The organism is Armatimonadota bacterium (genome assembly GCA_025059775.1).
Classification (GTDB): domain Bacteria; phylum Sysuimicrobiota; class Sysuimicrobiia; order Sysuimicrobiales; family Sysuimicrobiaceae; genus Sysuimicrobium.
On sequence record JANXCW010000012.1, the window covers coordinates 23,900 to 48,120 of the forward strand.

22 protein-coding genes, 3 tRNA genes and 2 pseudogenes are annotated in these 24,221 nt (G+C 68.4%); 21 read left to right on the forward strand and 6 right to left on the reverse strand.

Features of this window, described 5'->3' with window-relative positions; genetic code table 11:
* The first annotated feature begins 8 nt into the window (after positions 1-8).
* The 8 genes from N0A24_09445 to N0A24_09480 are packed head-to-tail and all read left to right on the forward strand — an operon-like array spanning position 9 to position 7,503.
* Positions 9-857 (forward strand): cytochrome c oxidase subunit II, encoded by an 849-nt coding sequence (locus N0A24_09445; protein MCS7173583.1) that lies wholly within the window; start codon positions 9-11, stop codon positions 855-857.
* Between the two features lie 10 nt (positions 858-867).
* Entirely contained in the window at positions 868-2,604 is a 1,737-nt protein-coding gene (locus tag N0A24_09450) for a cbb3-type cytochrome c oxidase subunit I (protein MCS7173584.1), read from the forward strand.
* Complete coding sequence (locus N0A24_09455; protein ID MCS7173585.1) at positions 2,604-3,212, forward strand: cytochrome c oxidase subunit 3; 609 nt, start codon at positions 2,604-2,606, stop codon at positions 3,210-3,212. Before N0A24_09450 ends, N0A24_09455 begins: the two co-directional genes overlap by 1 nt.
* A 12-nt stretch (positions 3,213-3,224) precedes the next feature.
* On the forward strand, positions 3,225-4,133 hold the full coding sequence (locus tag N0A24_09460) for a cytochrome c oxidase subunit 3 (protein MCS7173586.1): 909 nt from the start codon (positions 3,225-3,227) through the stop codon (positions 4,131-4,133).
* Between the two features lie 12 nt (positions 4,134-4,145).
* Positions 4,146-4,433 (forward strand): cytochrome C oxidase subunit IV family protein, encoded by a 288-nt coding sequence (locus N0A24_09465; protein MCS7173587.1) that lies wholly within the window; start codon positions 4,146-4,148, stop codon positions 4,431-4,433.
* A gap of 6 nt (positions 4,434-4,439) precedes the next feature.
* Positions 4,440-4,979, forward strand: coding sequence for a hypothetical protein (locus N0A24_09470; protein MCS7173588.1), 540 nt, complete (start codon positions 4,440-4,442; stop codon positions 4,977-4,979).
* Complete coding sequence (locus N0A24_09475) at positions 4,976-7,198, forward strand: TRAP transporter fused permease subunit (protein MCS7173589.1); 2,223 nt, start codon at positions 4,976-4,978, stop codon at positions 7,196-7,198. Before N0A24_09470 ends, N0A24_09475 begins: the two co-directional genes overlap by 4 nt.
* Positions 7,199-7,221: 23 nt before the next feature.
* Positions 7,222-7,503 carry a hypothetical protein gene (locus N0A24_09480; protein MCS7173590.1) on the forward strand — a complete coding sequence of 94 codons (282 nt, stop codon included), beginning with the start codon at positions 7,222-7,224 and terminating at the stop codon, positions 7,501-7,503.
* 7 nt (positions 7,504-7,510) lie between these two features.
* On the opposite strand, the gene N0A24_09485 is transcribed toward N0A24_09480, so the two are convergent.
* Positions 7,511-7,933: a hypothetical protein gene (locus N0A24_09485; GenBank protein ID MCS7173591.1), complete on the reverse strand. Its 423-nt coding sequence runs from the start codon at positions 7,931-7,933 to the stop codon at positions 7,511-7,513.
* A 183-nt stretch (positions 7,934-8,116) separates the two neighbouring features.
* Here N0A24_09485 and N0A24_09490 point away from each other — a divergent pair.
* The 10 genes and pseudogenes from N0A24_09490 to N0A24_09535 all read left to right on the forward strand — a co-directional run bounded on the left by N0A24_09490 (position 8,117) and on the right by N0A24_09535 (position 15,918).
* Positions 8,117-8,593 (forward strand): annotated as a pseudogene (locus N0A24_09490) (thioredoxin domain-containing protein).
* Between the two features lie 794 nt (positions 8,594-9,387).
* Positions 9,388-9,513: pseudogene (locus N0A24_09495) on the forward strand (N-acetylmuramoyl-L-alanine amidase).
* Positions 9,514-10,357: 844 nt separating this feature from the next.
* Positions 10,358-10,948, forward strand: a complete 591-nt coding sequence (locus tag N0A24_09500) for a methyltransferase domain-containing protein (GenBank protein ID MCS7173592.1) — start codon at positions 10,358-10,360, stop codon at positions 10,946-10,948.
* Positions 10,938-12,050 carry an NAD(P)/FAD-dependent oxidoreductase gene (locus N0A24_09505; protein ID MCS7173593.1) on the forward strand — a complete coding sequence of 371 codons (1,113 nt, stop codon included), beginning with the start codon at positions 10,938-10,940 and terminating at the stop codon, positions 12,048-12,050. Before N0A24_09500 ends, N0A24_09505 begins: the two co-directional genes overlap by 11 nt.
* Before the next feature lie 2 nt (positions 12,051-12,052).
* Complete coding sequence (locus tag N0A24_09510; GenBank protein ID MCS7173594.1) at positions 12,053-12,325, forward strand: hypothetical protein; 273 nt, start codon at positions 12,053-12,055, stop codon at positions 12,323-12,325.
* A gap of 27 nt (positions 12,326-12,352) precedes the next feature.
* Positions 12,353-12,508, forward strand: coding sequence for a hypothetical protein (locus N0A24_09515; GenBank protein ID MCS7173595.1), 156 nt, complete (start codon positions 12,353-12,355; stop codon positions 12,506-12,508).
* On the forward strand, positions 12,505-13,650 hold the full coding sequence (locus N0A24_09520; GenBank protein ID MCS7173596.1) for a beta-ketoacyl-[acyl-carrier-protein] synthase II: 1,146 nt from the start codon (positions 12,505-12,507) through the stop codon (positions 13,648-13,650). The genes N0A24_09515 and N0A24_09520 overlap by 4 nt, the downstream gene beginning before the upstream one ends.
* Before the next feature lie 55 nt (positions 13,651-13,705).
* Positions 13,706-14,428, forward strand: coding sequence for a DUF309 domain-containing protein (locus tag N0A24_09525; GenBank protein ID MCS7173597.1), 723 nt, complete (start codon positions 13,706-13,708; stop codon positions 14,426-14,428).
* The gene (locus tag N0A24_09530; protein ID MCS7173598.1) at positions 14,425-15,780 is read left to right on the forward strand and encodes a M20/M25/M40 family metallo-hydrolase; all 1,356 of its coding nucleotides are present in this window, start codon (positions 14,425-14,427) and stop codon (positions 15,778-15,780) included. The genes N0A24_09525 and N0A24_09530 overlap by 4 nt, the downstream gene beginning before the upstream one ends.
* Positions 15,781-15,825: 45 nt before the next feature.
* Positions 15,826-15,918, forward strand: a tRNA-Ser gene (locus N0A24_09535).
* Position 15,919: 1 nt separating this feature from the next.
* On the opposite strand, the gene N0A24_09540 is transcribed toward N0A24_09535, so the two are convergent.
* Positions 15,920-16,381 (reverse strand): hypothetical protein, encoded by a 462-nt coding sequence (locus N0A24_09540; protein ID MCS7173599.1) that lies wholly within the window; start codon positions 16,379-16,381, stop codon positions 15,920-15,922.
* 34 nt (positions 16,382-16,415) lie between these two features.
* Here N0A24_09540 and N0A24_09545 point away from each other — a divergent pair.
* From N0A24_09545 to N0A24_09555, 3 genes are all read left to right on the forward strand, one after another.
* A tRNA-Arg gene (locus N0A24_09545) sits at positions 16,416-16,492 on the forward strand.
* 347 nt (positions 16,493-16,839) lie between these two features.
* Positions 16,840-20,418 (forward strand): GAF domain-containing protein, encoded by a 3,579-nt coding sequence (locus N0A24_09550; GenBank protein ID MCS7173600.1) that lies wholly within the window; start codon positions 16,840-16,842, stop codon positions 20,416-20,418.
* A gap of 30 nt (positions 20,419-20,448) precedes the next feature.
* Positions 20,449-20,524, forward strand: a tRNA-Arg gene (locus tag N0A24_09555).
* Positions 20,525-20,529: 5 nt separating this feature from the next.
* On the opposite strand, the gene N0A24_09560 is transcribed toward N0A24_09555, so the two are convergent.
* Genes N0A24_09560 through N0A24_09575 form a run of 4 tightly spaced genes read right to left on the reverse strand, consistent with a single transcriptional unit; the run spans position 20,530 to position 24,006 of the window.
* Positions 20,530-21,666, reverse strand: a complete 1,137-nt coding sequence (locus N0A24_09560) for a 3-methylitaconate isomerase (GenBank protein ID MCS7173601.1) — start codon at positions 21,664-21,666, stop codon at positions 20,530-20,532.
* Entirely contained in the window at positions 21,636-22,814 is a 1,179-nt protein-coding gene (locus N0A24_09565; protein MCS7173602.1) for a thiolase family protein, read from the reverse strand. Before N0A24_09565 ends, N0A24_09560 begins: the two co-directional genes overlap by 31 nt.
* Positions 22,811-23,245 (reverse strand): Zn-ribbon domain-containing OB-fold protein, encoded by a 435-nt coding sequence (locus tag N0A24_09570; protein MCS7173603.1) that lies wholly within the window; start codon positions 23,243-23,245, stop codon positions 22,811-22,813. The genes N0A24_09565 and N0A24_09570 overlap by 4 nt, the downstream gene beginning before the upstream one ends.
* An 11-nt stretch (positions 23,246-23,256) precedes the next feature.
* Complete coding sequence (locus N0A24_09575) at positions 23,257-24,006, reverse strand: beta-ketoacyl-ACP reductase (GenBank protein ID MCS7173604.1); 750 nt, start codon at positions 24,004-24,006, stop codon at positions 23,257-23,259.
* Between the last annotated feature and the right edge of the window lie 215 nt (positions 24,007-24,221).

Consider the following 24,221-nt stretch of genomic DNA (forward strand, 5'->3'; position numbering starts at 1 on the left):
AGCGGGAGATGGCACACGGGACACCGGCCCCTTCCCCGGAGCGTTCCCCAAATCCCCTGGAGCGGACCGCGGGCTCCGGAATCGGATTGGGGCTCCTGTTCTGGCTGTTCATGCTGGCCGCGGTGGCGGCCACCCTGTACGCCCGCCACGCCTGGTGGCTTCCTCCCCTGGCTGCCCGGGAGGGGGCCAGCATCGACCAGCTCCTCGAGATCACCCTGGGGGTGACGGGCGCCGCCTTCCTGCTCGTCCACGCGCTTCTGGGCTACTTCGTGATCCGATACCGCACCCGGGGACAGCCCCGGGCGCACTACTTCCCCCACAGCACCCCCCTGGAGGTCCTTTACACCGCGGTGCCCGCCGCGGTCCTGGTGGGTCTCAGCGTGGCGGGGATGGTGACCTGGTCCCGGCTGCACGCTTCCCCTCCTCCAGACGCCTTCCTCATCGAGATCCGGGGACAGCAGTTCAGCTGGTCAGCCCGTTACCCGGGCCCGGATGGAAAGCTCGGCCGGGTGGATCCCCGGATTCCGCAGCCCTTTAACGTGGATCCCCGGGATCCCGCCGCGAGGGATGACGTCACCAGCAGCGAGATCTACCTGGTGGTGAACCGGCCCGCGCACATCCTCCTGCGGACCCGGGACGTCCAGCACAGCTTCTGGGTCCCCTCCTTCCGGCTGAAGAAGGACCTCCTGCCGGGCCGAACAACAGAGCTCTGGCTTACCCCAACCCGCACGGGCACCTTTGACATCGCCTGCGCGGAGCTTTGCGGGGTAGGCCACTACACCATGTACGGGCAGGTGCGGGTGGTGACCCAGGAGGAGTTCGATCGCTGGCTGCGCCGGCAGACCGGGAGACGATAGGAGGGCGCCCATGGCGGCCGCACTCGAACACACCGTGCACGAGGCCCACCGGGAGAGCTTCTGGACCCGGTACGTCTTCAGTCAGGACCACAAGGTCATCGGGATCCAGTACCTACTTACCTCCTTCGTGATGCTGTTCATCGGCGGAGCACTTGCCATGGCCATGCGGGTGAACCTGGCGTGGCCCCAGAGCGGCATCCTGCAGGCGGATCAGTACCTCGCGGCGGTGAGCATGCACGGCACCCTCATGGTCTTCTTCGTGCTCACCCCGGCCCTGCTCGGGGGGTTTGCCAACTTCCTCGTGCCCCTCAAGATCGGGGCCCGGGACATGGCCTTCCCCTTCATCAACATGCTCTCGTACTGGGTATTCCTGCTCTCCGCCCTGGTGCTGCTTGCCAGCTTCTTCGTGCCGGGCGGACCCCTCAACGCCGGCTGGACCGCCTACCCGCCCCTCAGCGCCCTCCCGCAGGCGGCACCGGGCTCAGGGCTCGGCCAGAGCCTGTGGCTCGTGTCCATCGCCATCTTCTGTGTCTCATCGCTCCTGGGCTCCCTGAACTACATCACCACCATCCTGGTGATGCGCACCCCCGGCATGCGTCTGGGACGGATGCCCCTCACCATCTGGGGGATCTTCCTCGCGGCCATCCTGGCCCTGCTGACCTTTCCCGTGCTCATGGCGGCAGGAATCCTCCTGCTGTTCGACCGGCACGCGGGCACCAGCTTCTTCGTGCCCGCGGGGCTGGTGGTGGGCGGGGAGGTGATCCGGCACACGGGTGGGAATCCGCTCCTCTGGCAGCACCTCTTCTGGTTCTTCGGGCACCCAGAGGTCTACATCGTCATCCTGCCCCCCATGGGCATCGTCTCGGACGTCCTCGCCAACTTCGCCCGCAAGCCCATCTTCGGGTATCCCGCCATGGTGGGCTCCATGGTGGCCATCACGGTGTTGAGCTTCCTCGTTTGGGGCCACCACATGTTCGTGAGCGGGATGCATCCCCTGCTGGGCACGGGGTTCGCCATCACCACCCTCCTCATCGGGACCCCCAGCGCGGTGAAGACCTTCAACTGGCTGGTGACCCTGTGGCGAGGGAAGCTCTACTTCAGCACAGCCATGCTCTTCGCCCTGGGCTTTGTGAGCACCTTCGTGGCGGGCGGGCTCACGGGGATCTTCCTGGGCAACGCCGCCGTAGATATCCCGCTCCACGACACCTTCTTCGTCGTGGGACACTTCCACCTGGTGATGGGAGTGGCGGCTCTGTTCGGCATCTTCGCGGGAACCTACTTCTGGTTTCCGAAGATGTTCGGCCGGATGATGGACGAGCGGCTGGGCCGATGGCACTTCTGGCTCAGCATCCTGGGCGTGTACGGCACCTTCTTCCCCATGTACTACCTGGGGCTTGCGGGCATGCACCGCCGCATCTACAACTACCAGGCCTTTCCGTACCTGGCGAAGCTGCAGCCCGTGCAGGTCTTCATCACCCTGAGCGCCTTCCTCATCTTCATCGGGGGGTTAGTGTTCGCCTACAACCTGTTCGGAAGCCTTGTGAACGGGCGCCGGGCGGACCGCAACCCCTGGCGGGCCACCACCCTGGAGTGGTACGCGGACAGTCCTCCGCCGCACGGGAACTGGCACGGAGAGGCCCCCCGGGTGTACCGGGGGCCATATGAGTACAGCGTACCGGGGGCACCGGAGGACTACCTCCCGCAGTGGCTGAGCCCCGTGGAGGCCGGCGTGGAGGTCAAGCACTGATGGCCGTCGCGGTCGAAAAACGCCCTCCGCCCCCGCAAGCCCCGCCACCCCGGGATGATCGCGGATGGGGCGGCCCTCCGCCCGCTCCCCGCGTCGCCACGCGGGTTGGCGTGTGGCTCCTGGTGGGAGCTGTGGCCATCTTCTTCCTGGGCCTCACCAGCGCTCTTCTCGCCCGGCGGGAGGGCCTGGAGTGGGGACCGGTCCGAACGCCCGGCATCCTATGGGCGAGCACCGCGCTGATCCTCACCAGCAGCCTCCTGCTGGAACGGGCCCGGGCCGTGCTGCGCGGGGATCGGAGGCAGGCCTTCTACGGGAGGCTGCGGAGCTCCCTGGTCCTCGGGGTGGGGTTCCTCGCCGCACAGGCCGGCGCGTGGTGGAGCCTCCTGCACCGAGGGGTTCACCTGGCCACGAGCCCGCATGCGGCATACTTCTACCTCCTGACGGGGGCCCACGCCGTCCACCTCCTGGGGGGAGTGGCTTGGTTCGGGGCGTTGGTGCGGAATGCAAGGCGCGGACAGGTGGACCCGGAACGGGTGGGGGATTTCGCGGTGTACTGGCACTTCCTGGCAGGGCTTTGGGTGTACCTCTTTGCCGTCCTGTTCCTGTAAGGAGGTCGGACCGTGGCGGAAGCCGTGCGGACCCTAGAGCGCGTCGAAGCGGAGACCGTGGACGCCTGGGCGGGCGGGGTCTCGCCCTTCGGCATGAGCTGGGGGAAGTTCATGATGTGGATCTTCCTCCTCTCGGACGCCTTCACCTTCGGGGGGCTGCTCGTGGCCTACGGCGCGGTGCGGATGAGCGCCGGGGCCTGGCCCAATGCCGCGGAGATCTTCCGCATCGGGTTCGTGGGCACCATGACCTTCATCCTCATCTGCAGCAGCGCCACCATGGCGGTGGCGGTGCACGCGGCCCGTCGGGGAGACCGGCGCATCGCGGAGCGCTTCCTCCTGCTGACCATCCTCGGCGGCCTCACCTTCCTCGGGATGCAGGCGGTGGAGTGGACCCACTTCATCCAGGAAGGCGCACGGCTCTCCAGGAATCCATGGGGCATCCCGGCTTTCAGCGCCTCCTTCTTCATCATCACGGGGTTCCACGGCGGGCACGTGACCAGCGGGGTCCTCTACCTCTCCGCCGTGCTCCTCAAGACCCGGCGGGAGCGACGGCGGTTGGAGGCCTGGGAGCGGACAGTGCGGGACCAAGCCGGCCGGCGCATCGATCCCGGGGCCCGGGTGCGACTCCTGCACCTCCCGCAGCGACCGGAGCTGGTGGTGGAGCAGGTCCACCCGCAGTGGGGGAAGGTGGTGGTGCTGGTCCCGGAGAAGGGTCCGAACGCCGCGGACATGGTCCCCGTGGAGTGGGTGGAGGTGGTGGAGGAGGCTCCCCCTGCGCCCGTCCCCGTGGACCCGGTGGCCCACGCGGAACGCATCGAGAACGCGGGGCTCTACTGGCACTTCGTGGACCTTGTGTGGGTGTTCGTGTTCACCCTCATGTACCTGATCCCGCCCGCGGTTCCCGCGGCCATCCCGCACTAGGAGGGGAGGATCATGGAGGAACGCCACACCGGGCACGGATACGCCCTCTACGGGGTCACCTGGTTCTGGCTGCTGGTGGTCACCGTGGCGGAGATCTGGATCACCCTGATTCACCTCCCCCGCCCCGTGCTGATCACGGGGCTCGTGGGCATGGCCATCCTCAAGGCAGCCCTCATCATGGCCTACTTCATGCACCTCCGGTACGAGCGTCCCGTGGTGGCGGCCATCTTCAGCATCCCCATCGCCATCCTCCTCGTGGCCCTGTTCGCGGTGGTGGGCATGGACGCTCTCGCCTTCTAGGAATGGGTGAAGCGGCTCCCTCCTCAGGTCGTCCGCATTCCCCAATTCCGGATCCGGTGGGTGCTCCTCTTTGGAGCCCTCGCTTTCCTCACGTTGGCGCTCTGGCCGGTTCCCGCGCTCCTCGTCCAGGATCTCGACGAACCGGGAGTGGTGGGGATCTTCCCGCTGAGGCCTGGTGAGATCCTTTCCCTCCGCTACCGCCACTCCCGCTACGGCGGATGGGTGTGGGAGCACTTCCAGGCAGGCGCGAACGGACTCGTGCTCACCGGACTGGAAGCCGAGCAAGAGGCCGCCCTGGAGTACTACGGGCTTCCACAGCGGATCCGGTATCGGGCAGGCCGGGCGGCCATCGAAGGCCTGAGGGTGTCTGTGGGCGAGGTGGTGGTGCGCGCCACTTCCCTGGGAGAGCGGACGCTGGTGGTAGGCGGTCGAGCCATTCCCCTGGCGGCCGGCCGGGAGGGACACCGGATTCAGCTCCGGGTTGTGTCCCTCCCCCGGCTGCGGCTAGCCTGGAACCGGTTCCAGGTCCGCGGGAAGGAACGATGACCGGGATGCAAGCCCCAGAGGCACCGCGGCTCGAGGTGGAGGAGCTCCTCGAGCGGTTCGAGGGGGCTACCCGAAAGCTGGGGGGACCCACGGGGTGGCTGGTGACGCTCCTGGCCCTCGTCGGTTCCCTCTACCACCTGTGGGCCGCCCAGGCTCCCTACATCCGCCAACTGCATCTCACCCGCCACCTGTTGCTGGTCCTGGTGCTCACCTTTCTGCTGTATCCGGGGTGGAAGGGTGCACGACGTGGCGTGCACCCCGTGGACTGGCTCCTGGTGATCCTCTCCATCCTGGGGCTGGGGTGGGTGTTCTGGGACTTCGAGCGCTTCGTGTACCGTCAGGTGGTCCCCAACGTCTACGATCTCCTCTTCGGCACCCTCACCCTCCTCGCGGTCCTGGAGGCCACCCGGCGGACCACGGGCTGGCCGCTCGTGGTCCTCGCGGTGGCCTTCCTCCTCTACGCCTTCTACGGCTCCCTTCTCCCGGAACCGTGGACCCACCGAGGCTACGACCTCCACCGGGTGATCGGCCACCTATACGTGGGACTGGAGGGGATCTTCGGAGTCCCCCTGGACGTCTCCGCGAGCTTCATCATCCTGTTCACCCTCTACGGATCGTTCCTCGAGCAATCGGGGGCCGGGAAGTACTTCGTGGACCTGGCCTTCGCCCTCATGGGGCGACGCCGCGCGGGAGCGGGACAGGCGGTGACGGTGGCCTCCTTCCTCCTGGGCGGGCCCTCCGGAAGCGGGGTGGCCACCACGGTGACCGTGGGCGCCATCGCATACCCCCTGCTGCGCCGCAGCGGCTACGATCCGGAGTCCGCGGGAGGACTGCTGTCCGCGGGCGGCATCGGCGCCGTGATCTCCCCGCCCATCCTGGGGGCCGCGGCCTTCCTCATCGCGGAGATCCTGAAGATCTCTTACCTGCAGGTGATGGTGCTCGCCATCGTCCCCACGCTGCTGTACTACTTCTCCATCCTCCTCATGATCGAGCTGGACGTCCGACGGTTCGGCCTCCGGCAGGTGGAGATCCCTTCAGAGAACCCCTGGCGGCTAGCGGGCCGCTACTGGTACCTGCTGGCCTCCCTGATTTTGATCCCCCTCTTCATGGTGCGGGGATTCACCGCCATCGCCGCGGTATTCTGGTGCATCGTGACCACGGCCCTCACCAGCCTCCTCCGCCCCGAGACCGCCCTGGTGGCCGTGCGGCGTGCCCCGGGCGCGCGGGCTTGGCCGGTGGGGATCCGCCGGCTCGTGGGGGGAACCCTGGGGGCTGCCCTGGCCCTCCTCCTCACCCCGGCCATCCGGAACCTCCTGGCCCTGCCCTCGTTCCTCCCGGCGGCGGCCCTGTGTGCGGCACTCGGTGCGGCGCTTGGGGCCGCCGCGGAGCGGGCGTGGAGGGAACCGTATACGGGTCCTCCCTTGCGGCTCCAAGAACCCGGCTTCCGGGGGCTGGGGGCGTGGGAGGTGGGTGGCGCCCCTCTGGTGGCCGCCCTCGTGAACGGCACCAAGCAGGTGCTCACCGTGGCCGTGACCTGCGCGGTAGCAGGAATCATCGTGGGGGTCATCACCCTCACAGGGCTGGGGCTGAAGCTCTCGGGCATCATCGTGGACCTGGCCCAGGGTCAGTTGCTGCTCACCCTCCTCTATGCGGGGATTGCTCTGTGGATCCTGGGACTTGCCCTGCCCATCACCGCCACGTACATCATCGCCGCGGCCATCATCGCCCCTGCCCTCATCCGTCTGGGGGTGCACGAGCTGGCGGCCCACATGTTCATCTTTTACTACGCCATCCTTTCCGAGGTTTCCCCGCCCGTGGGACTGAGTCCGCTCGCGGCCTCTGCCCTCACGGGCGGAAACGCCTTCCGGACCATGCTCATGGCGTGGAAGTACACCCTACCCGCCTTCGTGGTTCCCCTCATGTTCACCGTGCACCCGGAGGGGATGGGCCTGCTGCTCCATGCCCCCTGGGAGGTCGCCGCAAAGGTGATCCTCACCTCCCTCCTGGGGCTCGTGAGCCTCAGCGCCGCGGTGAACGGATGGCTCCTGCGCCGGACCACCTGGCCGGAGCGGGTGGTCCTCACCCTGTGCGGCTTGCTGCTCATCTATCCGGCCACCGCCCTGGATCTGGTGGCAGCGGGGGGCTTTGGGGCCGTGACCCTGCTCCAGTGGTTCACCCGGCCGCAGCCCGCCCCTGAACGGGGCGTTTCGCATCCCTAAACGGAGGAGAGGAGGCGAGCACCGTGGAAGAGGACCTGAGCCCCTTGGCTCCCCTGGAATTCGCCGCCGCCTCGGAGGTGGTGGCGTGGTGCGCGGAGCTCCTCGTGCACAAAGCCCGCCTTCACCTGGGCCTCTATCCGGATAAGGGCCCGACGGATCCGGACCAGGCCCGGCTCGCCATGGACGCCGCGAGCGCCCTGGTGGAGCTCCTTCAGGGGAAACTTCCCGGGGAAACCCTTGGGGAACTCCTGATGCACATCGCGGACCTGCGCCTCCGCTATCTGCAGCTCCAGCAGCCCCGTTAGCCGGAGGTCAGTGCTCGGAGGGGAGGAAGATGGCCCGCCCCTTCCCGTCCGCGAAGACCCGAACCGTAATCTGATGCTCTCCTGGCGGGAGGTACGGGGCCTCTAGGATGAGGGCCCCTGTGTCCACGGAACCGATTAGGCCCGTGCCGTTGCGCAGGATCGTGTAGCCCCGGGAGGTGTCGAACTGGTAGGGGACGAAGACCACTTCCTCGGCCAATAGACCGCGGGCGGCGAGGTCGTGGAGCAGCCCATCGATGCGCTCGCACGTGGACCACCCGTAGCTGTCCGCGGAGATGATCACCGCGGCCTGTTCTTCGCCCCGCCAGACCCGAACGCACCCCACTAGGCCGTGACGGGCGATCAGGGACTCGGCCTCCTCCACATCCTCGGGCTTGATGGGCACCTCATCGCACCAGTAGTAGATCCCCATGGCCGACCTCCCATTCAGGGTTTTGCATCGATATGCACCCTCCCTGCCTTCCCATTTAGTACGCCGTGGACAACCCCCTGTCCCTCCTTAGATTTCGAGAAATGTGTCCCCGGAATCCGAATGCAGAGAATTCTGAAGCAGATCCCTGTGGTTCTCACCGGCGCGTGCGGGTACAATAGGCACATGGTGAATCGGTTGATCCATGTCAAAAGTCCCTACCTGCGGGCTGCGGCGCACCAGCCCGTGGACTGGTACCCGTGGTGCGAGGAGGCCTTCGAGCGTGCGCGTCGGGAGGACAAGCCCATCCTGCTGGACATCGGGGCCGCGTGGTGTCACTGGTGCCACGTGATGGACCATGAGTCCTACGAGGATCCGGAGGTGGCCGGGATCATCAACGCGCACTTCGTCCCCATCAAGGTGGATCGGGACGAGCGGCCGGACCTCGACGTTCGGTTCCAGAACGCCGTCAGCGCCCTTACCGGACAGAGCGGCTGGCCCCTCACCGCTTTCCTCACCCCGGAGGGGCAGGTCTTCTACGGCGGCACCTATTTCCCCAAGGAAGACCGCTACGGACTCCCGGGGCTGAAGCGGATCCTGCAGGGCGTGGCGGAGACGTACCGGAAGGAGCGGGACCGCACCGTGGAGTCCGCCAAACGCCTCGTGGAGGACCTGCGCCGGGCGCAGACCGCCACGGGCCGTGCGCCGCTCTCCTGGGACCTCGTGGACCGGTGCCTGGATGAGGCGAGCCGGGCCTTTGACGTCCGGTACGGCGGATTCGGGTCCGCTCCCAAGTTCCCGCATGCACCGGTTCTGGATCTCCTGCTGCACCTGTGGTGGTACCGGCGGGAGGGCTGGATGGAGGTGGTAGTGACCCGCACCCTGGAGGCCATGGCCCGGGGCGGGATGCGGGACCAGCTGGGCGGTGGCTTCCACCGGTACAGCACGGATGCCCGCTGGTGCGTGCCGCACTTCGAGAAGATGCTCTACGACAACGCGGCCCTGCTCAGCACCTACGCCCGGGCTGCGGCAGCCCTGGAACATGTGGGGTTCCGGGAGGTGGCGCTGGATACGGCAGAGTTCCTGCTGGAAGTCCTCCAGGATCCGCACGGTGGCTTCGGTGCCAGCCAGGACGCGGACGTGGGCCCCGGGGACGACGGCGACTACTTCACCTGGACCCTGGAGGAGGCGGCCGCGGTCCTGGATCCGGAGGAGATGCAGGTGGTGCGGCTCCGGTTCGATCTCGAGGAGGCCGGGGAGATGCGGCACGATCCCCGCCGCAACGTGCTGTGGATCGCCCGGGACATCCCGGAGATCGCCCGCGAGCTGCGTCTGGAACCCGGGCGCGTGGACGCCCTTTTGCGCAGCGCGAGGGAGAAGCTGCGGCGCGCCCGAGCGCGGCGGCCCGCGCCTGCCGTGGATCGTACCCTCTACGCCGGCTGGAACGGGATGGCCATCCAGGCCCTCTTCCTCGCCCACCAGATGCTCGGGGAAGCACGGTTCGTGCAGGCGGCCCTGCGGGCCCTCCGGCGATTCCTCCGGGAGGGGTACCGAGAGGAGAGCGGATTCCCGCACGCCCTCCACGATCCCGCGGGCCCCCGCACCCTGGACGACCAGGTGCACCTGGGCCGGGCGCTGGTGGCGGCATACCAGTACACCGCGGAAGCTGACCTCCTGCGCGTCGCACAGGCGATTGCGGATCTGCTGGACCGGGCGTACTGGGATCCCGTGGAGGGCGGCTACTTTGACGTTCCCAGCGACGCTTCTCGCGATCCCGCCCTCTCTGTCCCCTACAAGCCCCTACAGGACGCTCCCACACCCGGCGGCAACGCCGCCGCGGCCTTGTTCCTGCAGGACCTCGCGACCCTCACGGGGGAAGCCCGGTACCGGGAACGGGCCCAGGAGGTACTGGAGGTGTTCGCCCGCCCTGCCTCCGCTCACGGCTATTTCGCGGCCACCTACAGCTTAGCGCTCAGCCGCCATCTCCAGCCCGGTGCCCACGTGGTAATCGTAGGGGACCGCGAGGACCCCCAGGTCCAGGAGTTGTTCGAGGCCGCGTGGCACACCTTCCACCCCGACAAACTCGTAAGCCGGCACGCGCCGGGCGAAGACCTGCCCCCGCCGGTCCGGCCCATGGCGAAGCATGCAGGCAGCAGGACCGCGGCCTTCGTGTGCGTGGGGCACGCCTGCCGGCCGCCCACCTTCGACCTCCAATCCCTCCAACGGACGCTCCTGGAACTGAAAGCAGCGTCCTGACGCCTCCTGTGGCCGTGACGGTTCCGTTGCGAAGGGGGCGCAAGCTGGTGCCCTGGTGAGAGCACCGCCCAGGTTTGAGGCCCGGGAATTCCTCGACGGGCCCGCACAGGACCCGGTGGCGTTCGAGGGACTGCTGGCGGACATCCCGGCTGGTACGGAGGGCGGTCCCTGGTGCTCCGCCACCTCGCGCGGTTTGTCCGCCGTATCCCGCATCGACCCCTTCGGATCCTCGACGTGGCCACGGGGAGCGCGGACCTTCCCGTAGAGATGGCCCGCTGGGCCCGGGCCCGGGGAATCTCACTCCGGATCCTGGCTCTGGACATCCATCCGGATGTCCTGGCGGTGGCCCGCAGGCTTGTCCACAATGTGCCGGAGGTGATCCTGATCCGGGCGGATGCCAGGGCCCTGCCGTTTCCCGACCGCAGCGTGGACGTGGCCTTCTGCGGGCTCGCCCTCCACCACTTCCCCTGGGAGGGCGCGATCCAGGTGCTGCGGGAGGTGGACCGGGTAGCGGCCGGATACCTGGTGCACGACGTGCTGCGGACCTGGACCGCGTACCTCGGCGTGCTCCTGGACACGCGGATCCTGGGCCGCAGCCCTCTGAGCCGCCACGACGGCCCCTTATCCGTGCTGCGGGCGTACACCCTCCCGGAGCTTGAGGCCCTCGTGCGCGCCGCGGGGCTGCAGGACGCCGAGGTGCGACGCCACCGGTTCCAGCGGGGCCTCATCGTGCGGTGGCCGGAGACGCAGAATGGACGCTGACGTGGTGGTGGTGGGAGCGGGCCCCGCGGGGAGCAGTACGGCGATCCAGCTTCGTCGCCTGGGCTGGCGTGTGCTGCTGGTGGACCGGGCGCGTTTCCCCAGGCCGAAACCGTGCGGGGAGTACCTGAACCCTGGGGCCGTGCGTGCGTTGGAGCGGCTCGGCCTCGGAGGTGCGGTACAGGCGGCGGGCGTGCGGATCCACGGAATCCTCCTTGTGGGCCCGGACGGGGCTTCCGGATGGATGCCGTTTTCCACGGGGTCCGGCCTGCTGCTGCCCCGAGTCCGGCTCGACCACCTCCTGGTGCAGACGGCGGTGCGCGCAGGCGCGGAACTCCTGGAGGGCGTCCGGGTAGGCGCGGTGGTTCCTGGTAACCCCCCGATCGTCGTGGCACGGGCGGGAGATCGTGCCCTGCGACTGCAGGCTCGACTCGTGGTAGGAGCGGACGGACTCCGCTCCGCGGTGGCCCGGGCGATCCACCCCGTCCGGCCTCCCTCCCATCCCCGCATCACCATCGGGGCGCACTTCGAAGGACTGGGATACCACCATCCGCGCGGAGATCTCTACGTGGGGCCTGGGTGGTATGTAGGAGCGGCCCTGTACGGCAACGGCGTGGGAAACGTGGTGGCCGCTCTGCCCCAGGGAATGATGCGACGGCTTCGAGTCCCGCACCGAGCCTTCTTCCTGGCCTGTGAAGCCCTTCCCGCCCTGCACCGCCTCCTGCGGGGCGCCCGACCCCGAACGTCCTTCGCGTGCGTGGCCCCGCTCGGGTTCGCGGTGCGGCGGGCATGGGCTCCAGGGGTGCTGCTGGTGGGCGATGCCGCGGGCACCGTGGACCCGATGACGGGCCATGGCGTGTATCTGGGGCTTCGGAGCGCCGAACTCGCCGCCGACTTCGCCCACCGGTTCCTGCACACCCAGAGCCTGCAGGCGCTCGCGGACTACGAACGGGCCCGACGGAGGGCCTTCCAGCCCATGTGGCGCATCAGCCGACTGCTGCAGTGGGGGCTGCGGCGGCCCTGGCTCGCGCGGGGATTCGTGCGGTGTCTGGTCAGCTCCTCAGCTTTCGCGTCGTGGCTCATGGGAACCGTAGAGGGCAGCTAACCATGCGCCTTGTGCACACCGCTCGCATTCGAGCGCCACTCGTCCTGGCCTTCCAGGTGGCCCGCGACGTGGAAGGCTGGCCAGGGCTTCTTCCCGCCTACCGGTGGTGCCGGGTGCTGGAGCGGGCGCAGGACCACCTAATCTTCGCCATGGGCGGGCGTATCCGGGGTTGGCCCGCCCGGTGGGTAGCGGTCCAGGAGGTGGACGAGCCAGGTCACCGCATGCTCTTCCGGCACCTCCGGGGGATCACCCGGGGGATGACCGTGGAGTGGTGATTTCAATGGGACGGCGAGCGCACAGAGGTGGTGCTTGTGCACGACCTCACGCTGCGCTGGCCGCTCGTGGGTCGATGGGTCACGGAGCGGATTGTGGGGCCGGTGTTCCTGGACTTCATCGCCCGGAGGACCCTGGAGGCCATCCGGGCGCGGGCGGAACAGCTGGCCATCGAAAGGCGATGAACGGACATCGGGTAGTGGTCACGGGGATTGGGGCCATCACCCCCATCGGGATCGGCGTGGAAGGGCTATGGGGAGGAATCCTGGAGGCACGGTCGGGGGTGCGGCGGCTGGAGCGGTTCGATGCCTCCTCGTTCACCAGCCAGGTAGCCGCGGAGGTGGTGGATTTCGACCCCGCCATGGTTCTGGAATCCAAGCAGGTGAAGCGGCTCGACCGGTTCGCCCAGTTCGCGGTGGCCTGTGCCCGGCAGGCGGTGGCGGATGCAGGGCTAGATCTCGAGGCCGTGGATCGGGATCGGGTGGGGGTCTTCATCGGGACCGCCTTGGGCGGAGCCGCCTTCGCGAAGGAGCAGGCCCGGATCTTCCTGCGGGAGGGGATCCGGCGGGTGCGGCCCACCTTGGCGGTCTCCGTCTTCGGGGGAGCCGCCAGCTGCAACATCGCCATGGACCTGGGGCTTCGAGGTCCCACAAGCGCGAATTCCGATTCCTGCGCTTCCGGCGCCATCGCCATCGGGGAGGCCATGCGGCTGGTGCGCGGCGGCGAGGTGGATCTTATGCTGGCGGGCGGTGTGGAGGTTCCCCTCACACCCCTCATCTTCGGGGCCTTCGATCTCCTCCGGGCCATGTCCGCCCGGTTCAACCACGACCCTGCCCGAGCTTCCCGTCCCTTCGACCGCCACCGGGACGGGTTCGTGATGGCGGAGGGTGCGGCCATCCTGGTACTGGAACGCCTGGAGCACGCCCTGGCCCGCCATGCCCGGATCTACGGAGAAGTCCTGGGGTACGGCGCGCACGCTTCCAGCACCCCCCTCAACGACGCCACGGAGACGCGGGCCATCAAGGAGGTCTTCGGCCCACACGCGTACCGAGCCCCCGTCAGTGGCACCAAGTCCATGCACGGACATCCCTTGGAGGCTGCGGGTGCCGTGGAGGCTGCCATCTGTCTATTGACGCTTTTCCAGGACTACGTCCCCCCCACCATCAACTTGGAGGAGCCGGACGCGGAGTGCGACCCGGACTACGTGCCGAACCGCGGGCGTTTCACCCGGGTGCACTACGTCCTCAACAACTCCTTTAGATTCGGCGGGATCAACGCGTGTCTGGTGTTCGGGCGATTCCCATCCCCCGGACGCGAGAGCCAATAGCCCTTTCCCTGTCAAGTTTCCCCCGGTTCGCCAAGGCAAGTAGGCTACGGGTGGAATGTACGTCAGCCTCAAACACACGTTGAGTGCGCTGAGCCTGCAGGCGGTGCGCGCTCCCGCCCAGGCCCGGTTCGCGGTGTGGCTGGCGGGGTACGCACAGGTGGCCGCGGCCGGGGAGGCGGTACCGCTCTCTCGGGTGCAGTCCACCGCCCGCAACCTCGCGGCACCCTTGGGATGGCGGGTGCGGCTGCGGGATCTTGCCTCGCTGGTGGGGCAACGGCTCCTGTGGCGGGGAAGCCGCCGGCTCGGCCTCGCCCGGAAGTACCGTCCCCACTGGCCGTACTTCCACTCCCAGGCCCTCCGGCTCTACCGGGCCACCGCACACCTCCTCCACAATCCCGGGGCCGGGGATCTGCCGGACGAGCTGTACCGGGGGCTTGTGCTCTTCGACTTCGGGCTGTACTTCCCGTGCCACGAGTACTTCGAGGGAATGTGGCGTGCCGCGGCCCCGGGGGACAGGGATTTCTACCACGGGCTCATCCAGGTGGCGGCCGCCTTTTACCACCACGAGAAGGGGAACTCCCGCGGGGCCCTGGCCTTGCTGCGCCGGGGACTTGCCAAGCTCGCGGCATATCGTCCCGAATACCGGGGGCTGGAAGTGTCGCGTGTATGGGAGATCCTGCTCCCCTGGGAGGGCCGATTCCAGCAGGGAGGCTCCGCGGGTCCCCCCCGGCTCGTCGTACAATCGGAGCGGTCCCCGGAACCGGGGGAGGGAGCATGAGGCAGGTGTTCGAGCACATCGAGCGCAACACGCAGGCGTACATCTCCGCCCTGCAGCGCCTGGTGCGCCAGCCCAGCGTGGCAGCCCAGGGAGTGGGGATCGAGGCATGCGCAGAGCTGGTGGCGGAGATGCTCCGGGAGATCGGGGCACGTGTAGAGGTGTTGCGGCTTCCAGGGGCCGCGCCCCTGGTGTACGGGGAAATCCGCGGCGCCTCGGCCAAGGCCCTCCTCATCTACGAGCACTACGACGTCCAGCCCCCGGAGCCCTTGGAGGAGTGGATCTGCGATCCGTTCGCCGGGGAGGTGCGGGCAGACCGGATCTACGGACGCGGGGTCGCGGACACCAAGGGGAACCTGGTGGCCCGCATGTGCGCGGTCCGCGCCCTCCAGGAGGTGACGGGGCACGTACCGTTAACCGTGAAGTTCCTCGTGGAGGGGGAGGAGGAGATCGGAAGCGTGCACCTCCGGGAGTATGCGGACCGATATCCGGCGCTCTTCCGGGCGGATGGGTGCTTGTGGGAATCCGGCGGCAAGGACCACCAGGAGATCCCCAACCTGTACCTGGGCGCGAAGGGAATCGTATACGTGGAGCTGGAGGCCCGGGGCGCGGTCCGGGACCTTCACTCCTCCCTCGGCACCATCATCCCCAACCCCGCGTGGCGGCTGGTGTGGGCGCTTTCCACCTTGAAGGACGAAGGGGAGCGGGTTCTCATCGAGGGGTTCTACGACGACGTGGCGGAGCCCACTCCGGAGGACCTCGCGCAGCTGGAGCGGATCGCCTCCGCCCGGGACGACGCGGCCCTGCTGCGGGATCTGGGCCTGGATCACTTCCTCCTAGGGTTGAGCGGCGTGGAGCTGCTCAAACGGCATCTCTTTCAGCCTACGTGCACCATCTGCGGCATCACGAGCGGCTACTCCGGCCCGGGCTCCAAGACCGTGCTCCCCAAGGTGGCGAGGGCGAAGGTGGAGTTCCGGCTCGTTCCCAACCAGAGAGCCCCGGACATCCTGCAGAAGCTACGGGTGCATCTTCGGCGGCACGGGTTCGGGGATATCCGGGTGGTGGATCTGGGCGCGGAGAACCCCGCCCGTTCGCCCATGGATGCGGAGATCGTACAGGTGGTGGCGGCCACGGCCCGGGAGGTGTATGGACAGGAGCCCCTCATCTTCCCCCTCATGGCCGCGACAGGGCCTATGGACGTAGTGTGCGGGCGATTCGGCACCCCAGTCGTGGGGACCGGGGTTGGATATCCGGGCGCCAACGTGCACGCGCCCAATGAGAACATCCGGATCCGGGACTATGTGGACGGCATCAAGCACATCGCCCTCATCCTGGAGCGGTACGCGGCCCGATAAACGCGTTGACTTCTCCCCGCCCCACTCCTATCATGAGGCCGGCCCGGAGGGGTGGCCGAGCGGTCCAAGGCGGCGGTTTGCTAAACCGTGGCGGGGCAAAAACCCCGCCCGTGGGTTCGAATCCCACCCCCTCCGCCAGCTAGGGTCTTATCGGCCGATACACCACCACCATCTGGGTCCGGTTCCCCCGGGACTTGTCCAGGGCGAAGGAGATCCCGAGGTGCGGGTAAGCCAGGACGAGGGTGTTCCGGTCCTCCTGGGCCTGATCCGTAGGGCCGAAGGCCCGCAGGATCTCCGCGAGTTCGCTGCCTACACCCACTCCCTGAGCGGTGCGATACCGCGGGTGCTCCACGAAGATGGCGTCCACGTGCCCCTCGAAGTCCACCTGTACCGTGATCCCCCGATGCGGCCAAAAGAGCCTGCCGCTCCCCTCCGACCGGGCTTGAGCCGCCGGGGGTCCCAGGTACTGGAGCACCTGTACTGTCCGCATGCCGAGAACGATGGGCCCCACCCGCTGGCCGGGCACGATGAGGAACGCGGCCGGGACCCCCGTGGGGACCGCCACGACAGCAAGCAACGCGGCTTTGAACCTCGTGGACACTCCCCTCACCTCGCTGCTAAAATAAGGGCCGGTTGCGCCCGTAGCTCAATTGGATAGAGCATCTGACTACGGATCAGAAGGTTGGGGGTTCGAGTCCCTCCGGGCGCGCCACACCAACCCACAAGCCTTCCCGCGACGTCCCGCACTGCTCCGGGCCATCGGGCTTCCAGGCCATGGCCTCTCCGCTCCAAAGCCGGCCCTCCTCCGGACTACGAGCTGGCCCTACGAGGAGTTCCGCGCAGGCCCAGGAGGTACCCATTGGCTCCCGCTCCGGGACAGGATTTTGGCACAGAAGCTGCTCCGGTCTTGGGCAGCCGGGCAGGATTCCGGACCTAGCCGTAGAAGCAACGGGCGGGAATTCGCGGAAGGGGCGTGACAGTAGCCGCGCTATGGCCCGCGTAATCCCTCCACGGTCGGACCCCCAGGTGCCCGGGGATCCCTGGATCCGAGGAGGGCGTGTGACGCGCTCCGGTCTAGCGATCCAGGCCCGCCTCCTGCTGGTGGTCTTCCTCGCATTCTTGCCTCCGCTTGGTCTCCTGCTCGCGCAGGCCACAGGCGAGCGGCGGATGGTGGTGGAGGCCTTCCGGCGCGAGATGCTGGTCCTGACCCGGACCGTGGCCCACCAGGCGGACCTGGTGGTGGAGGGTGCCCGGCAGTTTCTCGGTAGCCTCGCCCAGATCCCCGCCATCCGGGAAGGGGAGTCACGGGCCTGTTCCGCCCTGCTCTCCCAACGCCTCCGCGAGCACCCCCTGTACGCGGATCTCGTGGTCCTCAGCCCGGACGGAAAGCCTCGGTGTGCGGCCAAGCCACTGGAACCCACGGGGGTGGGCCGTGAACTCGCTCCGGACGTCCTGCGCACCCGACGCTTCGTGACCGGACGGTTCTCAAGGGTCACACCCCATAGACCCGTAGCCCTCCTCGGCCATCCCCTGATGGACGCCCGCGGGCGGACCCAAGGAGCCCTTGTGGCGGCGATGGATCTCGGTCGGTTGGCTGCCCTCCTGGCCCACCGGGTTCTCCCGGAGGAGGCATCCCTGCTCCTCCTCGACACCCGGGGCACAGTACTGGCCCACTCCCGAGATCCCGAATCCGTAGGACGGAGGGCGCTGGAAGCGTCGCAGATCCCGCAAGCGGCGGGGGGTGATGGGTCCGGAGTCATCGAAACCACGGGGCCGGACGGCACCCGGTACCTGCTGGCCCATGCCCCCTTCCGGTTCGGAGAGGATCGGGAGGGGGCCGTCCAGCTCGTGATCCGCGTGCCCGCTGATCGGATCCACGCAGCGGCCGGTCAAGTTTTCCGCCGTGGGTTGGTGTGGCTGGGAATCGTGGCAGGACTCGTCGGGGGGATCGTGTGGGGACTTAGCGATCGCGTGGTGGTCCGTCCCATTGGCAGTCTTGTGGCGACCGCACGGCGGATCGCGGCGGGGGACTTCTCCGCCCGTGCCCTGCTCTCCTCCCCCCTCCCGGGGTTCGAGGAGCTGCGCCAGGCGTTCGAGGAGATGAGCCGGGCTCTAGAAGCACGGGAGCGGGAGCGCGGGGAGATGGAGGAAGGCCTGCGTCTCCTGTCCTCGCTCGCACAAACCGTGGCCGGGGCTCCGGACTTCGACACGGCCTTGCATGCCACCCTCCGGATCGTGTGCGAGGCCGCGGGGTGGGCCCTGGGCGAGGCCTGGATGCCCTCCTCCGACGGTAGGCGGCTCGAGTGGCGAGGAGCCTATACGACCCGGGAGGGGCTGGAGCGGTTCGCGGAGAATAGCCGCGCGTTCACCTTCGGCCCGGGAGCGGGCCTTCCCGGCCGCGTGTGGACCTCGCGGAGGCCCCTGTGGATCCCGGATGTGACGCAGGACCCCAGTTTTCCCCGCGAACCCCTCGCCCGCGAGTTCGGGCTCAGGGCCGCGGTGGGGGTTCCCGTGCTGGCGGAGGACTTCGTGGTGGCGGTTCTGTGCTTCTTCCTAACAGAAGTGCAGGAGGAGGACGAGCGGAAGGTGGCCCTGATCTCCGCAGCCGCGGCGCAGCTCGGAACCGCCTTCCAGCGCAGGGCGGCCGAACAGGCCCTGGTGGCCAGCGAGGCCCGCTACCGGCTTCTGGTGGAGCACACCCCCTTCGGGTACGGCATCGTACAGGACGGAAAGTGGGTGTTCCTGAACTGGACCGGCGCCCGGATGCTGGGCGCTGAGCGGCCCGAGGAGGTCGTGGGGCAGGAGGTGGCGGAGTTCGTCCACCCCGCCTTCCGACAGCGGGAACAGGAGCGCATGAGCCGGGCGCTGCGGGACCGACAGCCCGCACCACCCGAGGAGACACGGTTCATCCGGCCGGATGGGAGTAGCCTTGAGGTGGAGATCACGGAGATCCCCCTGGTCCACGAAGGGAAGCCGGCCGTGCAGGTGATCTTTCAGGACATCTCCGAACGAAAGGAGCGGGGACGGTTGGTCCAGGCGGAGGCGCTGGTGGCCGAAGCCCTCCGAGACACCCTGGAACCGGTGTCCTTACTGGAGCGGGTGCTCCAGGCCGCCCTGCAGATGGTCCCCGGCGCCGAGGGAGGCTTTGTGGCCGTAGCCAGGGAGGACGGTTCCCTACGGATCCGCGCGGTGCACAGCAACCGGGGTGCACAGCAACCGGGGTCAGAGGTCCGGGAGGGGAAGCTCCCCGATTCCTACAGGGTCCTTGAAGAGGTGCTCCGGACACCGCACCCCACGATCGTGGACCCCCTGCCCCATGAACCCGGCACGTCCCGCGAGGTACCTCTTCCCCGGAGCATGGCCATCGTTCCTCTCCGGACGGGCCGGCACTTCGTGGGAGTCCTCGCGCTGGAGAGCTCCCGACCTCAGGCGTTCGGCGAAGAGGACCTGCGGGTGCTCTCCACCATGGCGTCCCCCTTGACCCTCGTGCTCGAGAACGCGCACCTGCTGGAGGAGACCGCGCGGAGGCTGCGACAGGTGCAGGCTCTGCGCAACATCGACCTCGCCATCACCGCAAGCCTGGATCCCCGGGTCACCATGCGGGTGCTCCTGGAGGAGGTCACCATCCAGCTCGGGGTGGACGCGGCCGCAGTCCTCCTCCTGGACCCCAACACCCTGGAACTGGCGTGCGCGGCTCACCGGGGATTCCGGAGTTCTCTGCTGGAGCGGTCCCGGGTGCGGATGGGCTCCTGCTACGCGGGCCGCGCGGCCCTGCACCGCCGCATCTACACCCTCACCGACCTGCCCGGACCCGAGGACCCTGCGCGCCAACAACTCCTCCAGGAGGAGGGCTTCCGGGCGTACTACGCGGCCCCCATGATCTCCCGGGGCCGAGTGCTGGGGGTCCTGGAGACCTACCACCGGAGGGAAGTGGAGGCAGACGGGGACTGGCTGGAGATGCTGGAGGCCCTGGCGGGCCAGGCGGCTATCGCGGTGGACAACGCCCGGCTGTTCGATGACCTGGAGCGCTCCAACCTCCGACTGCAGTTGGCCTATGAGGCCACCATTGAGGGATGGGCCCGGGCATTGGAACTGCGGGAGCAGGCAACGGGCGCCCACACCCAGCGGGTGGCGGATCTCACGGTGCGGGTGGCCCGCAGACTCGGGGTCCCGGAGCCGGAGATCGTCCACCTGCGCCGGGGAGCCATCCTGCACGACGTTGGGAAGATCGCGGTCCCAGACCACATCCTCCTCAAGCCCGGACCGCTTACGGAGGAGGAGTGGGCGGTGATGCGGCGGCACCCGGAGTACGCCTATGAACTGCTCTCCCCCATCGAGTACCTACGGCCCGCCCTCGATATCCCGTACGCTCACCACGAGCGGTGGGACGGAAGCGGATATCCAAGGGGACTTGCGGGAGAGGAGATCCCGTTAGGGGCCCGGATCTTCGCGGTGGTGGACGTCTACGATGCCCTGATCTCGGACCGACCCTACCGCCGGGCGTTAAGCCAGGAGGAGGCGGTGGCCTACCTCCAGGAGCAGGCGGGCAGGCAGTTCGATCCCCGGGTGGTGGAGGCCTTCCTGCAGGTCCTCGAGGAGGAAATGGAGCGGCCGCGACCGGAAGGGCCGTCCCCCTAGGCTGTCTTCGTGCTATAATGCGCCCAGACCGGGCCCGTAGCTCAGTGGATAGAGCAGGGGACTCCTAAGCCTCAGGTCGGGGGTTCGATTCCCTCCGGGCCCGCCAGGACTTTACGGAGCAAAGACCCCGGGCCGCAGAAAGGCGTACCCTTCCATCAGACGCCGGGCGGTGCGCAGGTAGCTGGCACGTTCCACCTGCCAACCCTCTACCGAGCCCGAGACCCGCACCTGCACCACGAAAGTACCGCTGGGGTGTCCCAGGATCACCTCGGGTGAGCCCGTAGGTCTCCGGCAGGCTTCCTGTGGCACGGTCCCGGGGATGCAGGCGGCGACGGCCGCACACACGGCGGCGGTGCCCGCGAAGGTCTTGTGCAGGGAAAGGGGTCTACCTCCCAGCAGCCGGACCAGGAGGTGGTTCTCGGATTCCAGGACGGGGTGGCCCTGGAGCGTGCGGTAGACCGCGGGAGGCGCCACCGCCACGGGGATGGGCACGAGGCCGTCTACCGGTAGGTCCAGGCGTCGGGCCACCTCGCGCCGGAGGGCATCCACCGCGTCCAGGACCTCCCGCGTCGTCTCCCCCGGCCCCTCTGTTCCCCGCCAGCCCACCGCCTGCGCGGGGAAGAAGACGCACGCATTGGCCACGTCCACCACGCTCACGGTGATCGCTCGTCCCAACACGGGGACGAACACTTCATTCCGTACCGAGCCCGTGGGAAGAAGCCGACCCGTGGTGGCACCCACGGTCTCCGCGTAGTCCAGGAGGATGGGGGCTCCCGTACCCGGAACGCCGTCGATGGCGCAGTCGCCCTCCACGAGTGGAGCCCCACCCCGCACAGGCACCTCCGCCACCAGGACTTTACGGGTGTTCGTATTGTGCATGCGGACCCTGGTGATGGGATCCCGAGGTCGGACCCATCCCTCCTCCACCGCGTACACCGCCACCGCGGCGGAGAGGTTGCCGCAGTTGATGTCGTAGTCTACGTAGGGCTCCGTGATGCTCACCTGCCCGAACGTGTAGTCCAGATCCGCGTCCGGGCGGGAAGGAGGACCCACGATCACCACCTTGCTGGTGAGGATGTCTGCCCCACCCAGTCCGTCGATCTGCCGGGGATCCGGGCTCCCGAAGAGGGCGAGGATCACCCGGTCTCGGAGGGCGGGATCCTGGGGGAGGTCGCATTCCCGCAGGAACACTCCCTTGCTGGTCCCTCCCCGCATGATCACGCACCGGATGGGTACCTGGTGCCGCATCCCCTCACCGTGCGGCGATGAGCACGGTACACGCAGCTCCCTCGATCCCCGCGGCCTTTCCGCCCCGACAGTGCGCGAGCTCCACGCGCGCTTTGGGGATCTGCCGCGGTCCCGCCTCCCCCCCGCAGCTGCCGGACGAGCTCCACCACCTGTGCTACGCCCGTGGCGCCCAGGGGGTGCCCCTTCCCCAGCAGCCCCCCGCTGGGGTTGATGGGCAGCCGCCCGCCGATGTCCGCCTCGCCTCGGGCGGCCCGCTTAGGGTATTCCCCCACGGGATACAGGCCCAGCCCTTCTACCCGCAGCACCTCCGCGATGCTGAAGCAGTCGTGCACCTCCGCAAAATCCACCTCTTCCGGTCCGATCCCAGCCCGCTGGTAGGCGTCCTGAGCCGTGACGTGGGTGAGGGACTCGAAGGCCATGGAGGGGAGCCCTACCTCTACCGTGCCCGTGCGGAGGGACGCGGCCAGCAGCCGCACCGCACGAGCGCGCCCGATCTGCCGCACCACCCGCTCGCTGGCGAGCACCACCGCCGCGGCTCCGTCGCTTACAGGGCAGCAGTCCAGCAGTCGCAGGGGTTCCGCGATGGGACGGGAGTTCAGCACGTCCTCTACGGTAATGGGGTTCCGGAACTGGGCGTACGGGTTGAGGCTGGCGTTACGCTTGTTCTTCACGGACACGTACGCCAGCTCCTCCCGCGTGGTCCCGAACTCCGCCATGTGCCGTACGGCCCGCATGGCGTACACTGCGGGCATGGTGAGCCCCAGGGCCGCTTCGAGATCGTTCTCACCGGGCGTGAGGGCTCCCCGGAAACGCGTGGTAAGGTGCTCTGTGCCGAAGGCCAGCACCACATCGTACTCTCCCGCTCGGATGCCGAGGAATCCCTCCCGCACCGCGCTGGCCCCGCTGCTGCAGGCGTTCTCCACGTTCACGAGAGGGATTCCCGCAAGGCCCACCTGGGCCAGCACCCGCTGGCCCAGGACCATGCCCCCATACACGTGCCCGCAGTACGCGGCCTCGATGCGCCGGGGATCCAGATCCGCATCCCGCACCGCCTCCCGGATGGCCTCCGCAGCGAGATCCACCGCATCCCGGTCCGGATGCCTGCCGAACCGGGTCATGCCGACTCCGATCACGTACACGTCCGTCATCCCGACCCCTCCCGCGCCGGGCTAGCAGGCTGGAAACGCCAGCCCACCACCTTCCGCCCCTCCGCGTCCTCCCCCACCTCCTCGAACACCACCTCCACGGGCATGCCGATGCGCACCGACTCCGCAGGGCAGCGCACCAGCTGTCCCAGAACCCGCACGCCCTCCGGGAAGTCCACGTACACGAGTACATAGGGCGTGCGGAACTCCGGGGTGGACTGGTGCACCACGGTGTACGTGTACACCACGCCCCGGCCGCTCAAAGGCGCAACTTCCACCTCCGCGCCGTGGCAACGGGCGCACACCTCAGGTGGAGGGAAATGCCATGCGCCGCATGACCGACACCGGCCTCCCAGAAGCTTCCCCCGGCCCTCCTCGAGCCGGATCACCTCCGGCCGAAGCGGTACGAGGGCGTGCGGGCCCAGCTCCGACATCCTCCCCTCCCCTACGAGGCGCCTCCCAGGCTCCGTCCCCCACACACGTACAGGACCTGGCCCGTGATGTAGCTGGCCTCCTCAGACGCGAAGAACACCACGGCATGGGCCACGTCCTCGGGTGTACCGATGCGGCCCACGGGGACGGTCTGCACCAGCCAGTGCTGCACGTCCTCCTTCAGGCTCCGAAACAGCGGCGTGTCGATGAGAGCGGGGGCGATGCAGTTCACCGTGATGCCGAACTTGGCCAGCTCCAACGCCAGGGTCCGGGTGAGGCTCACCACGCCCCCCTTGCTGGCCGCGTAGTTGGCCTGACCCGGCCCGCCCAGCCAGGCCCGGCTGGAGATGTTCACGATGCGGCCGTACTTGCGTTCCATCATGTGCGGCACCACCGCCTGGCAGCACAGGAACTGGCTTTTGAGGTTCACCCGCAGGACCTCGTCCCAGTCCTCCTCGCTCATCTTCACCAGCCACCGGTCCCGGGCGATGCCCGCGTTGTTCACCAGGATGTCCACCTGCCCGAAGGCCTCCAGGGCCCGGCTGGCCAGCTGTTCGGCCCCCTCCTTGCGGCCCACATCCGCCACCACCGCGATGGCCTGCCCGCCCGCCTCCCGGATGCGGGCGGCCACCTGCTCCGCCCGCTCCGCCACCACGTCGTTCACCACCACCCGGGCGCCCTCCGCGGCCAGACGCCGTGCGATCCCCTTCCCGATGCCCTGCCCCGCCCCTGTGACGATGGCTACCCGATCCCGCACACCCACGACGCCTCCCTCCTTTCGCTACCGGCCCACGAACCGGGGCTCCCGTGAAGCTGAGCCCGCTTTCCAGGTCAACGTCCAGGCTCAGGTTCACCGCCCACTTGGCGTAGCGCAGGGAAAGCGGGGCTTTCCGGCCGATCTCCCGGGCCAGGGCTTTTGCCTCCTCCAGGTACTGATCCACGGGAGCTACCCGGTTCACGAGTCCCATCTGGTACGCC